The sequence below is a fragment of the Gallalistipes aquisgranensis genome (assembly GCF_014982715.1).
GTDB classification, from domain to species: domain Bacteria; phylum Bacteroidota; class Bacteroidia; order Bacteroidales; family Rikenellaceae; genus Gallalistipes; species Gallalistipes aquisgranensis.
In genome coordinates, this window is the sequence record NZ_JADCJY010000001.1 from 416,804 (window position 1) to 429,774 (window position 12,971).

At 61.0% G+C, this 12,971-nt stretch carries 11 protein-coding genes; 1 reads left to right on the plus strand and 10 read right to left on the minus strand.

Going from position 1 to position 12,971, the window contains the following annotated elements:
* Window positions 1-29: 29 nt before the first annotated feature.
* The 5 genes from INF32_RS01475 to INF32_RS01495 all read right to left on the minus strand — a co-directional run bounded on the left by INF32_RS01475 (window position 30) and on the right by INF32_RS01495 (window position 5,793).
* Entirely contained in the window at window positions 30-1,250 is a 1,221-nt protein-coding gene (locus tag INF32_RS01475) for an ABC transporter permease (protein ID WP_226386645.1), read from the minus strand.
* A gap of 15 nt (window positions 1,251-1,265) precedes the next feature.
* Window positions 1,266-2,009, minus strand: a complete 744-nt coding sequence (locus INF32_RS01480; protein WP_226386646.1) for an ABC transporter ATP-binding protein — start codon at window positions 2,007-2,009, stop codon at window positions 1,266-1,268.
* Window positions 2,010-2,033: 24 nt separating this feature from the next.
* Window positions 2,034-3,209: an efflux RND transporter periplasmic adaptor subunit gene (locus INF32_RS01485; RefSeq protein ID WP_226386647.1), complete on the minus strand. Its 1,176-nt coding sequence runs from the start codon at window positions 3,207-3,209 to the stop codon at window positions 2,034-2,036.
* A 22-nt stretch (window positions 3,210-3,231) separates the two neighbouring features.
* Window positions 3,232-4,557 (minus strand): TolC family protein, encoded by a 1,326-nt coding sequence (locus INF32_RS01490; protein ID WP_226386648.1) that lies wholly within the window; start codon window positions 4,555-4,557, stop codon window positions 3,232-3,234.
* A 297-nt stretch (window positions 4,558-4,854) separates the two neighbouring features.
* Complete coding sequence (locus tag INF32_RS01495) at window positions 4,855-5,793, minus strand: dihydrodipicolinate synthase family protein (protein ID WP_226386649.1); 939 nt, start codon at window positions 5,791-5,793, stop codon at window positions 4,855-4,857.
* Window positions 5,794-5,966: 173 nt separating this feature from the next.
* On the opposite strand from INF32_RS01495, the gene INF32_RS01500 reads away from it, so the two are divergent.
* Complete coding sequence (locus INF32_RS01500; protein WP_317172651.1) at window positions 5,967-6,899, plus strand: DMT family transporter; 933 nt, start codon at window positions 5,967-5,969, stop codon at window positions 6,897-6,899.
* Window positions 6,900-6,914: 15 nt separating this feature from the next.
* Here the strand turns inward: INF32_RS01500 and INF32_RS01505 are convergent, their stop codons facing one another.
* From INF32_RS01505 to INF32_RS01525, 5 genes are all read right to left on the minus strand, one after another.
* Window positions 6,915-9,014: a KamA family radical SAM protein gene (locus INF32_RS01505; RefSeq protein ID WP_226386651.1), complete on the minus strand. Its 2,100-nt coding sequence runs from the start codon at window positions 9,012-9,014 to the stop codon at window positions 6,915-6,917.
* A 358-nt stretch (window positions 9,015-9,372) separates the two neighbouring features.
* Window positions 9,373-9,918, minus strand: coding sequence for a hypothetical protein (locus INF32_RS01510; protein ID WP_226386652.1), 546 nt, complete (start codon window positions 9,916-9,918; stop codon window positions 9,373-9,375).
* 13 nt (window positions 9,919-9,931) lie between these two features.
* Entirely contained in the window at window positions 9,932-10,762 is an 831-nt protein-coding gene (locus INF32_RS01515) for an SDR family NAD(P)-dependent oxidoreductase (RefSeq protein ID WP_226386653.1), read from the minus strand.
* Window positions 10,763-10,919: 157 nt separating this feature from the next.
* Window positions 10,920-11,729, minus strand: coding sequence for an SDR family NAD(P)-dependent oxidoreductase (locus INF32_RS01520; protein ID WP_226386654.1), 810 nt, complete (start codon window positions 11,727-11,729; stop codon window positions 10,920-10,922).
* A 13-nt stretch (window positions 11,730-11,742) separates the two neighbouring features.
* On the minus strand, window positions 11,743-12,960 hold the full coding sequence (locus tag INF32_RS01525) for an NADH:flavin oxidoreductase (RefSeq protein WP_226386655.1): 1,218 nt from the start codon (window positions 12,958-12,960) through the stop codon (window positions 11,743-11,745).
* Between the last annotated feature and the right edge of the window lie 11 nt (window positions 12,961-12,971).

Below are 12,971 nucleotides of genomic sequence, written 5' to 3' on the forward strand. Positions count from 1 at the left end.
TTTGGGAATGCAAGATAATGATTTTTCGTCTATTCGTAACGCAGGGCCTCGATCGGGTCGAGCCGGGAGGCTTTCTGGGCCGGATACCAGCCGAAAAAGATACCCGTCAGCGTGCAGACGGCGAAGGAGAGCACCACCGAGTAGAGTTGTACGAAAACCGGCCAGTTCAGCACGTATTTGATGACCGCCGCCGCTCCTACGCCCAGCAGCACGCCGATGATGCCGCCCGTGACGCTGATGATGACCGCTTCGATCAGGAACTGGAACAGGATATGCCGGCCTTTGGCGCCGATCGACATGCGCAGGCCGATTTCCCGCGTGCGTTCGGTCACCGAGACGTACATGATGTTCATGATGCCGATGCCTCCCACCAGCAGTGAAATGCCTGCGATGCAGGCCAGCAGGACGGTCATCATGTTGGTCGTGCTGCTGAGCATCGAGCTGAGTTCCTCCTGCGAGCGGATCGTGAAGTTGTCTTCCTCTCCGGGTTTGATCTTGTGGGTCTGGCGCAGGATTGCCGTCAGTTCGTCGATCGCCTTGTCCGACAACTCCTCGCTCACGGCCGAAAGGAAGATGCCGTGCAGGTAGGTGATGGCCAGCACCCGCTTCTGGACGGTGGTGTAGGGGGCGATGATCAGGTCGTCCTGGTCCTGTCCCATGGAATTGTAGCCTTTGGGCGTCAGTACCCCGATGATCTTCAGCGGAATCTTGTCGAACCGGATCGTCTTGCCCAGCGGGTCCTCCCCGTTCGGGAAGAGGTTCTCCACCACGGTCTTTCCCACGATGCACACCTTGGCGGCCCGTTTCACGTCCTGGTCGGTGAACATTTCGCCTTCGCCCACCGAGAGCTTGCGGATGGTCATATAGTCGCCGTTCACGCCGTAGAGCGAGGTGGGGGCATTGTTCGCTCCGTTGATCGCCTGCCCGCTGGCGTTCACCGTGGGCGATGCGGCGCTCACATAGGAGGCTTCGTGCACGATGGTGTTGTAGTCTTCGATCTTGAGCGTCTGCATGTCGCTGGCGCTCTGGCGCACGCCGCCCCGGCGGTCGGCTCCCGGATGGAGCATGATCATGTTCGATCCCATCTGGGAGATCTGTTCGCGGATGCTCCGCTTCGACCCTTGTCCGATGGCCAGCATGGCGATCACCGAGGCCACGCCGATGATGATCCCGAGCATGGTGAGGAAACCCCTCAGCTTGTTGTTGGCAAGGGCCTTGAGTGCGATCTTTATCAGATTGTTGTAGTTCATTCCTTACTTCCGGTTTTAGTTGTTCTCCACGGGCAGCGATTCGAGGACTTCCCGGGCCGATCGGATTTCGGGATTGGTCACGTCTTCCGTGATTTTCCCGTCCCGCAGGGTGATGTTGCGGCTGCTGAACTGGGCGATCTCCGGGTTGTGCGTCACGAAGACGATGGTGCGTCCTTCGGCGTGCAGCCGCTGGAAGAGCGTCAGTATTTCAAACGAAGTGCGCGTATCGAGGTTTCCTGTCGCCTCGTCGGCCAGGATCATCACGGGGTTGTTGACCAGCGCTCGGGCGATGGCCACCCGCTGCTGCTGTCCGCCCGACATCTGGTTCGAACGGTGCTGGATGCGGTCGGCCAGTCCGACGGCCACGAGTGCCTGTTCGGCCCGCTCTTTCCGCTCCCGGGCGCTCACCGCCGGATTGTAGAAGAGCGGCAGTTCCACATTCTCCAGCGCCGTGGTCTTCGGCAGCAGGTTGTAGGACTGGAAGACGAACCCGATCTTGCGGTTGCGGAGCGTGGCCCGGTCGTTGCGGCCCATCTCTCTCACGCGGATTCCGTCGAGGTAGTATTCGCCCGAGGTGGGTGTGTCCAGGCAACCCAGAATGTTGAGCAGGGTGGATTTACCCGAACCGCTCGTTCCCATGATGGTGACGAACTCCCCCCGTGCGATGTCGAACGATACACCCCGCAGGGCGTGCACCGTCTCCTCGCCCACCGTGAAATCCCTCCGTAGTTTTTCAGCCCGTATGATATACTTTTCCATAAGACGATTCCTCCGTTGAACCGATTATTTTTTCTTTTTCCGCTGTCCGGGAGGCTGGGGCATGAAGGGGCTCGACCCTTCCGGATTCTGGGCCTCCGTTACGGCGATTCCCATACCGAGTCCGGTCACCACCTTGTCTCCCTCCTTGATCTCTCCCGTCACTTCGGTGAAGATACCGTCCGAGTCCCCTGCCGTCACGGCCACGCTTTTCAGCGTTCCTCCGTTGTCCAGCCAGAGCGTCTTGGCCCGGTAATTCGCCGGGTCGGCCTCGGGTGCTTCCATCCCTTCGGGGGTGAAGCGGAGGGCTTTGGCCGGTACGATCAGCACGTCGTTCTTCTCCATCGTATAGACCGTGATGTTGGCCGTCAGCCCCGGTTTCAGCTTCAGGTCGGGATTGGGGGCATCGACCACCACCTCGTAGGTCACCACGTTCGATTCGGTGGTGGCCTGCAGGCGGACCTGCGTCACCGAACCCTCGAACACGTCGTCCGGATAAGCGTCCACCGTGAAGGTCACCCGCTGCCCGTCCTCCACGCTGCCGATGTCCGCTTCGTCCACGTCGGCGATCACCCGCATCTGGCGCAGGTCGTTGGCAATGGTGAACAGGGTGGGGGTTTCGAAGCTCGCCGCCACCGTCTGTCCCTCTTCCACTTCGCGGCCGATCACCACTCCGTCGATCGGCGAGGTGATGGTGGCGTAGCCGAGGTTCTGGCGCACTTTGAACATGTCGGCCTGTGACTTTTCGTAGGCGCTTTTCGATTTCATGTAGTTGTATTCCGCCGTTTCGAATTCCGTGTCGCTCACCAGGCCTTTCTCGTGCAGCCCTTTGGTGCGGAGATAGTTTTTGGTCTGGTACTCGTATTCGGTCTTGTTCGATTCCAACGTGGCGGTGCTCGATTCCAGTTCGGCCTGTAGGGTCGAACGGTCCAGTTCGGCGATCACCTGCCCCTTTTTGACCACCGAGTTGTAGTCCGCATAGATATGGTCGATGATGCCCGATACCTGTGTGCCGACCTCGACCTGTACGATCGGCTCCACCGTTCCCGTGGCGGTTACCGTGTTGATGATCTGTCCCCGCCGCACGGTCGTCGTGTCGTAGCTCGTGCGCGGTTTCGTCTCCCGGGTGAGTACCCAGGTCAGCGTGCCTGCCACGAGGGCGAGGACGATGACGGCGATTCCGATTTTCTTGCCTGTTTTCATGGGTTCTGCTATCTGTTTTTCGTTATAATTCGATGGATTCCCCCCGGTAGAAATTGAGAAGTTTGAGCGACAGGATCGCCTGGTATTTGGCTTGGAGCTGTTCGCGTTGGGCGCTGAGGTAGTTGTTCTTCTCAGTAAGCAGTTCCACGGTGTTCTTCATGCCGGCGTCGAACTGTTTGCTGACCAGTTCGTAGCTCTGTCGAGTGGCTTCGGTCTGGTCTTCGGCCGCCCGGTAGCGGCTCTGGGCCGACACCACGTCTTGATGGAGCGATTCGACCGTTTTGAGCAGCTCCTTTTCCGCTGCCGTGAGTTCCAGACGGGCCGAAACGGTCTGGAGTTTGGCCCGGGCAATGGAGCTGCTGGCCTGCCGGTTGCTGAAAATGGGAACGCTGATGCTCAGCCCCGCACTCTGGTTGAATTTGCGGTCGAGCTGGTTGCCGAACGAGATGCCCGATCCCGAGAAGTTGCCCGTTCCGATCCCTGCACTGAGCGATACGGTCGGCAGACGGGCTGCCGAGGCGATCTTCTCTTCGAGTTCGGCCGCTTCGATGCCGGTTCGGCTGCTCTGGATTTCGGGCATCGTCTCCAGTGCGGTGCGGTAAACCGATGCCAGCGTGGGGACAGGCAACAGCACCTGCGAGTCGGACAGTTCGGGGAAACTGACCTCGAACGGTTCGTCGAGCCCCAGTTCGAGCAGCTGTTTCAGGTCGAGGCGGGCCTGCGCGAGACTGTTTTCGGCTACTGTCACCTGATAGTTGTCGCTGCTGCGCTGGGCCTTGATCTGAGCCAGGTCGCTGACCGAGATCGACCCGGCCTTGCAGAGCTCTTCGGCCCGGGCCAGTTCGGCCTGCGAAACCTCCAGCGTTTGGCGGGCGATGGTCAGTGCCTCGTTGGCATAGAGGATTTCGAGGTAGTACTGCGTGACGGCGATCTCGATGTCGTTCTCCGCCTTGTTCACGTCGTACTGTCCGCCCCGGACGAGTGCTTCCTGCTGACGCACGGTGTTTTTGACCTTGCCTCCGTTGTAGAGGGTCCATCCGGCGTCCAACCCGTAGTTACCCGAGTAACTGGCGGCGGAACCGAGGGCGCCCGTGGCATTTTCCCGGCGCTGATTGATGACGCTCTGCGTAGTGCTGAACCCGAGCGAGGGGAGCCGCTGGCCTTTGGCAGCGTGCAGTTCCACCCGGGAGATTTCGGCCGAGATGCGGCTCTCCTCGATCTGAATGTTCTTCTGGCGCGCATAGTCGATGCAGCGCTTCAGCGTCCACGGCTGCGATCCGCTCTCCTGTGCGGAAAGAGTCCCTGCCAGCAGCAGGAGGGCGGCGGTTGTCGGTATGATCCGGATCATGTCTGCCTTACTGTTTTTGGTTTGCGGCAAACATACCCATCAAAAACCGAACCCCGAAACGAATCGGACGAACGGCCGTTTTTTGCCGTCGAACGCTTCCGTCCCGGGTGGAGAAAGGAAGGTTCTCCGCATACGCTCCTGTCTGCCGCAGGAGGATACGGCGGGAGCCACTGCCAGTCGGACAGGAGCGGATCAATGCCGGTTACGGTTCCCCGGCGAGGATCGTGTGAGCGGTGGTCATAGATAATAGGGCACGGCGACCTTCGCCGTGCCCGCGGATGCCGGAGCGCTGCCGCTTCAGGCCGGAAAGAATTCGGGGATGATGTTCCGGGCCTTCCGGCGTACCGTTTCCGCGTAGTCGGCCGGGATCGACCGGTAGGGCCACCGGAGCCTGTCGCCCGCGTCGCACCAGCCGCCCACGAGCGCCATGAACCGGTCGCAGGCATGGTTGGGATAGTGATGTTCGGTGATGAAGGGCGTGATGCAGCTCGCCATGAAGAGTCCGATCCGTTTTTCCAGTTCGAGGGCTCCCGGCAGGTCGGAAAGCATCTGTTCATACCATCGCTGGGCGGCATACGGGTTCAGGCAGGCCACGTTCGAGTAGGCTCCGTGCATGCCGGCCCGGACACCCGTGGCCAGATGGTGTCCCGGGACGAAGACCGAAAGACCCCGTACTTCGCGGTTTACCGTGTCGTACCATGCCGGGTCGCAGTCGTTGTCGAACACTTTGACGCCTGCCAGCGACGGTATTTCCCGTTTGAGGACCATCCACTCTCCGGGCGCCAGCCTCCGTTTGGCGTGGGGCGGATTGTAGAGTACCAGCGGAATCCCTTCGGCTTCCTGTTCCATGACTTTCAGAAAATCGACGGCTTCGGCGTCGCTCACGGGAAACCAGTCGGGCAGGATCACCTGCACGGCTCCCGGTTTCAGACGGCGGACGGCCCGCAGCCGTTCCAGCGAACGCTGGGCGCAGGGATGGCTCACGCCGATTTGGTAGGGTACTCCGGCCGCCTCGCATTTGGCGGAGAGCAGTTCGCTGATGTGCAGGAACTCCTCTTCGTCCTGGGAGTAGAATTCTCCGGCCGTGCCGTTCGAATAGATACCGCAGGGGCGGGAGTCGATCAGTATGTCGATCTCCTCTTCCAGCCGGGCGTAATCCATTGTCCCGTCCGGACCCGTAGCCAGCAGCAGGGTGGCCCAGTTACCCCGTATTTCAGTGTGGTCGAGTGGTTTCATCGTTCGTGTGTTCGGATAGCTGTCGTTTGTCTGACAAATATAAGGGTTATTTTTATTTATCCTATTTGTATGATGAAATAATCCGGGAATTTTTCCGGACTTCGCTCTATTTCGGCGGAAGGTTGCGTTATCTGCGAACTGTTTCGTATTTTTGCGCCCAAAATGAAAGGATGATGACCGACGACAAGAAACTTTCCGGCCATTTGGCGCTGCTGGGTGCCAATGTGATTTTCGGCCTCAATATGCCGATCTCGAAGACGGTGCTTTCGCTCGATTTCGTGACGCCCTACACGCTGAACCTGTTCCGTATGGGCGGTGCGGCGGTTCTTTTCTGGATCGCGTCGCTTTTCTGCCGCCGGGAAAAGGTGCCCCTGCGCGATGTGCTGCTGCTGTTCGCCGCTTCGCTGTTCGGCGTGCAGCTCAACCAGGTGAGTTTCCTGATCGGCCTGTCGATGACCGCTCCGGTCGATGCCTCGATCGTGGCGACGACCGTGCCGATCATCACCATGATTATCTCCGCCCTCTACTTGAAGGAACCCATCACATGGAAAAAGGTGATCGGCGTGCTGGTGGGGGCTTCGGGAGCCATCATGTTGATTACGGGCGGACAAGGCGCCTCGGGAGGCGAGTCGCACCTGGCCGGGAACCTGCTCTGTCTGTTGAGTGCCGCCTCGTTCGCCACCTATCTGGTGCTGTTCAAAAAACTGATCGGCCGTTACTCCTCCGTGACGCTGATGAAGTGGATGTTCCTCTTCGCGGCTCTGTGCAACCTGACTTTCTGCTGGGACGATTTCATATCCACCGACTTTTCCCGTTTCACGTGGGATGTCTCCCTGCGCGTGGCCTACGTGGTCTGCGGCGCCACGTTCCTCTCCTACATGCTGATTCCCGTGGGGCAGCGGACGCTGCGTCCCACGGTGGTGAGCATGTACAACTACGTGCAGCCGCTGGTCGCCTCGCTCGTGGCCGTGCTGATCGGTCTCGATTCGATGAACTGGGTGAAGGGCGTTGCCGCCGTGCTGGTCTTTTCCGGGGTCTATATCGTGACCCTCAGTAAGTCGCGGGCACAGCTCGAGGCCGAAAGGGCGGCCCGGACGAAAGTGTAGGCTTTTCCCTGCGGGTCAGATCGCGTCCGGGGCGATATTGGTGATTGCGGAGGTGACCTGCACTCCGTCGTCCGGGTATTCGAACAGGGCGAAACGGGGTTCCGTCTCCCCGTCCCGGTAACTCCACAGCGTTCGGTAGTGGTCGGGATTTTCTCCCATTCCGGCCAGTTGGCGCAGATAGGCCGCCAGCGACTTGTTTTCCGTGATGTAGACGTGCTCCATGTGGTCGATCACCGGACTGTGGCGCCGGCCGCGGTCGTGGTCGAATCGGAGGATTCTCCTGCCGTCCGGGGTGAGGCCTGCGAGGATGAAGGTCATGCTCTTTCCGATGGCGGGCAGATTGAGCACGCTGCGGTCGGTCGCCAGGAAGGGCAGGCCTTTCCCCTGCATGAACTCCCTCAGCCGGGTACGGAGCTGTTCGGGATGTCCGAATGTCCGCATCAACTCACGGGCCTCTTCGGGCGTCATCCCTCCGTAGCGTTTCTCCTCCCGTTGTTCCTGCATCGAGCGGGCATTGGGTGCGAACAGGGCATAGTTCTCCCCGAAACCTTTCACCGAGAAGGTGTAGTAGCAGATCACTCCTTCCCGGTTGAGCATCTGCCGCAGGCGTGCGGTGTGTCCCCGGCGCGAGGCGGCTGCCGTGAATACCAACTGGTTGGTGACGATCCACCCGGCCGATTGCAACCGGCGGATGCCTTCGCGTGCCTCGGGCGTGATCTCCAGGGGCGATTCGAAGTGGGTCTGGATGATGAATTGCCGTACGCCCGCTTCCGAAGCCCGTTCCTTGAAACTCCGCAAGATACTCACCAGTTCATCGTCGATCCGCATGGGCAGGTAGGCTGGCAGGCGCGTGCCGAGCCTCACCCGTTGCAGTTCGGCGTATTTCTCTCCCTCCGGTCTCCGGGCGTTGGCCCGGCGCTTGCGCAGGGCCATGCGGTAAACCGCCTCCAGAATACCCCGCAGCGTGGCATTGCGGCTCATCAGCGCGTCCCCGCCCGTGATGAGGATGTCCTTCAGTTGGGAATCTTCTTCGAAATAGCGCATCAGTTTGCGCAGTTTCGTATTCCAATGTTCGTTGGGTTTCAGGTTCTGGAATTCGAACCCCAGCCTCCGGCTCTGGAAATCGTACATTCGCTGGCAGGGGGCGCACAGCCCGCCGCAGGCCCGGCCCATCGAGTCGGGAATGAGGATCGCCACGTCCGGATAGCGCCGGTGGATGTTGTGTCCCGGTACGATCCATCCTGCCGCATTGGGTTTGCCGGCCTCCACGATGTCCTCCTTCTCCCAGGCCCGGATCGTCCCGTAGGTCCGCACCAGCTCCGGGGAGTAGATCACGTAACTGCGGATCGTCCGGTCGTCGTACCCGTCGGGGCCCGGATTCAGCAGCGAGAGGTAGTAGGGGGTCACGAAGAAGGGAATCTCCTTGTGCCGGGCCTCCTGCAGCAGTTCCATCGTCTCGCGGGAGAGCGATCCGCCCAGCATGCGGTTCAGTTCACGGGGGGAACGCACGGCCATCGCCAGGTGGAAACGGTGGTCGTTCCACCACCGGCCGATCGTCTCGCGTTTCTCCTCCCGGGAGAGACCCTCCGGGAAAACGAACCGGCTTTGGGTGCCCGTCCTGTGCTCCACTTTTTCGATCAGCAGGTCGATGATCCGTTCCTTGTTCCGCTCCCGCACGGCCCGCACCTGCGGGTCGAGCCCCGAAACCCAGCGTCCGGCTTCCCGGGCCACGGCGATCCGGTTAGGAACGGGATATTCATGCCCTTCCAGCTGCCGGAACAGTTCGGTCATCTCCAGCATGAAATCCGGATGGGTCTCTTCGCCCCGGAGCGCTCCCCGCAGCAGGGCGAGCGTACGGCAAGGTACCTTCTCGCCGGTCGAAAGGTCGGTTACGGTCGTCCCCTCCGCCTCGAGCAGCCGGCGCAGGTGTACTTCGGCCTCCCGGGCCGGGGTCGGTCGCTCCCCGTTCCTTTCGTCCAGGCAGCGGCGGAGTCCGTCGCGGAACGACTCTGCGTCGGGCGACTCGTCGGCCAATGCGGCGATCTGCGGATATTTGCGGCGGAAATGCTCCACGATCCGTTTCGTGGGCAGTGTCAGTAATTCGTGTAATGTCATAGCCTGTCTCTGTTTTTCGTCTCTTCGTTCGAAGTCAGGGCATCCCGTTTTTCTCCGGAAAGGGGGATACGGCAATATCCCGCAGAACTTTCCGCGTGCGGCACCGAGCATGTAGAGCTGATCGTCCCGGAAACGGGGCGGGCTCGTGCGCGAGGGTCGGAGAATCGACCGCAAGAATTGTGCAGTGCCGCCGCCGGGAAACTGTACTTCGGACAAATATAGCGAAAAAAAGGGAGAAATCAAAACACGGTTTCCGGAAACCGTGCAGAGACGGGCAGGGTCCGGTATCCGCCTTCCCGGATGGAGGATACGCGGAAGCGGTTTGCCGCTTCCGCGTATCCGGCTTTGTCGGGCGGGTCTATTTCTTCTCTTCGGCCCTGTATTTTTCGATGACCCGGAAGAAATCCTTTTTGTCCTGTTCGGTGAAATCCCCGTAGCGGAAGAAGTCGATCACGCCGTTCCGGCTGACCAGCAGGACGACGAACTTGTTGTTGCAGTCGCCCAGATTCCATCCGTCGCGCAGGCTGTGGTCGGGATCGGTGTAGATGGCCGCTCCGGTCGATTTCTGCTTGGAACGCATCACGGCGCGGAGCACGCTGTTGGGCAGCAGGGGGGCGTCCTTGAGGTTGGTCACCCCGTAACCCCGCAGTGTGGGACCTTCCACCGGATTTTTCGTCAGGTAATCCACGAACTCCTCATTCTGTTTGTAGTGGTCGGGGTCGACATAGAAGATCAGCAGGTTCTTCTTCCCGAATTCGGGCAGGGGCAGGGGATTGTTCTGCGTGTCGCGGATGACGACCGTTTTCACCGTCGTCCCCTCCACCTCTTTCGGTGTCTTGGCCTCTTGGGCCGCGGCCGTGACCGATAACATCAGCAGCAAGGCCGGAATAGATGTTTTTTTCATGGTATGGTGTCGTTTAGATCTCTTCGAGACCGGTTTTTTCCCGGACCAGCCGTTCCGTTTCCTCCCACAGCGTGCGGCGGCAGGGTGAGCCGGTCACCCGCCGGGGGAGTCGTTTCGGCCGGCGGCCGGCGTAATAGACGGCTCCTTCCGGTGCCGCACCTCCGAGTGCCAGCCACAGGGACGTGTCGGCACCCTGCCGGGGCGTGCGGATCAGCGGCCGGAAGAGAAGATCGGCCAGCGGATCGAACCAGCGGCCCATCGTAATCATCCCCGTGCTCACCACCCCCGGGTCGGCGCCCCAGACGCCGATACCGTGTTCCTTCATCCGGTCGGCCAGTTCCAGCGTGAAGAGCAACAGGGCGAGTTTCGAACGGGAATAGGCTCCGAAACGGGAGTAGTTTTCAGCTTTGGGCCGCAACGGGTCGCGGCCCAGCCGGCCGATGCGCCACGTGCAGGAGAGGGTGTTCACGATCCGGCTTCCGGGCCCCATGCGGTGCAGCAGCAGACGGGTCAGCAGCCAGGTGCCGGTGTAGTTCACTCCTATGGTCTGCTCCAGTCCGTCCGCCGTGGTGCGAAACTCTCCGTTCATCACACCTGCGTTGTTGATTAAGGTCTTTACGGCGATTCCGTCGCTTTCCAGTCTCCCTGCGAAAGCAAGGATCGAACCGAACGAGGAGAGGTCGAGCGGCAGCAGCCGGATGTCCGGGTTTTCAGTCGCGGTCGCGATTTCGTCCCGGACGGGCATGCTCCGCTCCATGCTGCGGCAGGCCATGACGACCCGTTTCCCTGCGAAGGCCAGCTCCTCAGCCAGTGCCCGGCCCATACCGGCGTTCGCTCCGGTCACCACATACCAGCCTTCCCTCTCAGAGCCGGACGAGGGTCCTGCCGGAGAGGACGGTGTGCAGGTTGCCGCCCTGCCGGATGCCGGTTCGGGAACATCCGTTCTTCCGGGGCGGGCGGTCCCGGCGGGGGAAGTGTCCGTTCCTGCGGTATGCGGTTTTTTATCTTCCATAGCGGTAAAATCCTGCGTGACGTTTGATCCACCGTACCAGCGGGGAGGGAATCAGCGGCGGGATGAGGACGAACAGCCGGTTGATCGCCCCCGGCATGACGCACCGTTTCCCGCGGAACATCGCCCGCAGTCCTTTCCGTGCCAGCCGTTCGGGCCGCATCAGGATGCCCAGCCGGATGCCCAGCCGCTGGAGTCGGGGCTGAAGCCCGTAGAGATCGGTAGCTACGGCGCCCGGACAGACGGCTGTTACGGTAACCCCGTAGTCGTACAGTTCGTTGTACAGCGCTTTCGAAAAGATTTTCAGGTAACTTTTGCTGGCCGCATAGACCGCGATGCCGGGCACCGCGAATGTAGCCGCCATCGAAGCCATGTTGAGGATATGGCCGTGTCCCCGCCGTTTCATCGCTCTGCCGAACAGGTGACAGAGCAGGGTGGGAGTGGCCATGTGCAGGCCCGTCATCGTTTCGAGCCGGGAGGTGTTCACCTCGACGACGTCGTCGAAAAAGAAGATGCCCGCGTTGTTGATCAGTATCTCGATCTCCATTCCCTCCCGTTCGCAGTATCCGTACAACTCTTCGGCGGCTTCCCTGCGCGAGAGGTCCATGCAGAGCGGCCGGGCGTCGATCCCGTACCGTCCGGCCAGTTCCGAGGCCACGTGTTGCTGTTCGGCCTCCTGGTTGCTCACCAGCAGCAGGTCGAAGCCCCGCGCCGCCAGTTGTCGGGCATATTCGAGGCCGATTCCGGAACTGGCTCCCGTGACCAGCGCCCGTCGGCGGAGAGAGGATTCCGTCTCTTTCATGTTTTTATCCGTTTTATTTGCCTTCCAACCGCTCGATTTCCCGTTTCAGGCAGCCGGGCAGGTCGTTCAGGTGTTTGTGGCAGGCCATTTCGCGCGAGTACATCCGGGCGATGCAGTAGTTGGAGTGCCCGCAGTCGCAGCACGCCTCACCGGCCTTCATGCGGTTCACGAAATCCGGCGTGTTGAGCAGGGCCCGCGCCATCGCTACGAATTCGAATCCCGAGTCGAGTACCATGTCGATCTTTTCGCGCGATACGAGGCCGCCCACATAGACCAGCGGCAGTTTCAGCGCCTCGCGGAAACGGAGCGCATCCTCGTAGAAATAGGCCTCTTTGAAGGGCACCGAGGGAATCATCCACCGTCCGACCATCCGCACGCCCCAGCGCAGCCACCACGGATGCATGTACCATGTCATCGAACGGATCGGCATCTCTCCCCGCATGACGTACATCGGGGCCTTGCTCACGAATCCGCCGCTGAGTACCAGCGCGTGGGCCCCCGAGGCTTCCAGCGCCCGGGCCACTTCGAGGCACTCGTCGATTTCGAGCCCTCCCCGGAAACCGTCCCGCATGTTGGTTTTCACCAGCACGGCCATATCGCTGCCCGCCGCCTCCATCACTTCGTCCATGCACATGCGCATGAATTTCATGCGGTTTCCGAGCTGACCTCCGTACTCGTCCCGGCGCCGGTTGGTATAGGGCGAAAGGAACTGGCTGATAAGGTACCCGTGTCCGGCATGCACCTCCACTGCGTCGAAACCCGCTTCGCGTGCCAGGCGGACGGCCTGTCCGAAGGCTTTCGCCATTTCGGGCAGTTCGGAGGCCCGGAGCCCCCTCACGAACGTGGGCGAATAGAGGTTGAATCCCGAAGAGGCGGAGACGGGCGTTTCACCCGCCATACCCGGTTTGGACATATTGCCGCAGTGGCCGATCTGAATCGAGGCCGCCGCGCCTTCGGCATGGATGGCGTCTGTGATGCGCCGCAGTCCCGGCACCGCTTCCGGCCGCATCCAGAGCTGGTGCGGAAACGAAAGACCGTTGCGTGTGACCGAAGCGTAGGCCAGCGTGGTCATGCCGATTCCTCCGGCCGCTACGCTGCGGTGGTAGTCGTAGAGCAGTTGTGTGGGGCCGTTTCCTGCACACATGCCTTCGAATGCGGCGGCCCGGATCGTCCGGTTGCGCAGTCTGAGGGGGCCGATCTTCCCCTCCGTGAAAAGTAGCGAATCCTTCATGCCTTATCCTT

Bases quoted from the DNA above. Each gene is read 5' to 3' on its own strand.
- INF32_RS01505 (WP_226386651.1), bottom strand. From the start codon at position 9,014: ATGACATTACACGAATTACTGACACTGCCCACGAAACGGATCGTGGAG.
- INF32_RS01480 (WP_226386646.1), bottom strand. From the start codon at position 2,009: ATGGAAAAGTATATCATACGGGCTGAAAAACTACGGAGGGATTTCACG.
- INF32_RS01510 (WP_226386652.1), bottom strand. From the start codon at position 9,918: ATGAAAAAAACATCTATTCCGGCCTTGCTGCTGATGTTATCGGTCACG.
- INF32_RS01485 (WP_226386647.1), bottom strand. From the start codon at position 3,209: ATGAAAACAGGCAAGAAAATCGGAATCGCCGTCATCGTCCTCGCCCTC.
- INF32_RS01495 (WP_226386649.1), bottom strand. From the start codon at position 5,793: ATGAAACCACTCGACCACACTGAAATACGGGGTAACTGGGCCACCCTG.
- INF32_RS01490 (WP_226386648.1), bottom strand. From the start codon at position 4,557: ATGATCCGGATCATACCGACAACCGCCGCCCTCCTGCTGCTGGCAGGG.
- INF32_RS01475 (WP_226386645.1), bottom strand. From the start codon at position 1,250: ATGAACTACAACAATCTGATAAAGATCGCACTCAAGGCCCTTGCCAAC.
- INF32_RS01500 (WP_317172651.1), top strand. From the start codon at position 5,967: ATGACCGACGACAAGAAACTTTCCGGCCATTTGGCGCTGCTGGGTGCC.
- INF32_RS01525 (WP_226386655.1), bottom strand. From the start codon at position 12,960: ATGAAGGATTCGCTACTTTTCACGGAGGGGAAGATCGGCCCCCTCAGA.
- INF32_RS01520 (WP_226386654.1), bottom strand. From the start codon at position 11,729: ATGAAAGAGACGGAATCCTCTCTCCGCCGACGGGCGCTGGTCACGGGA.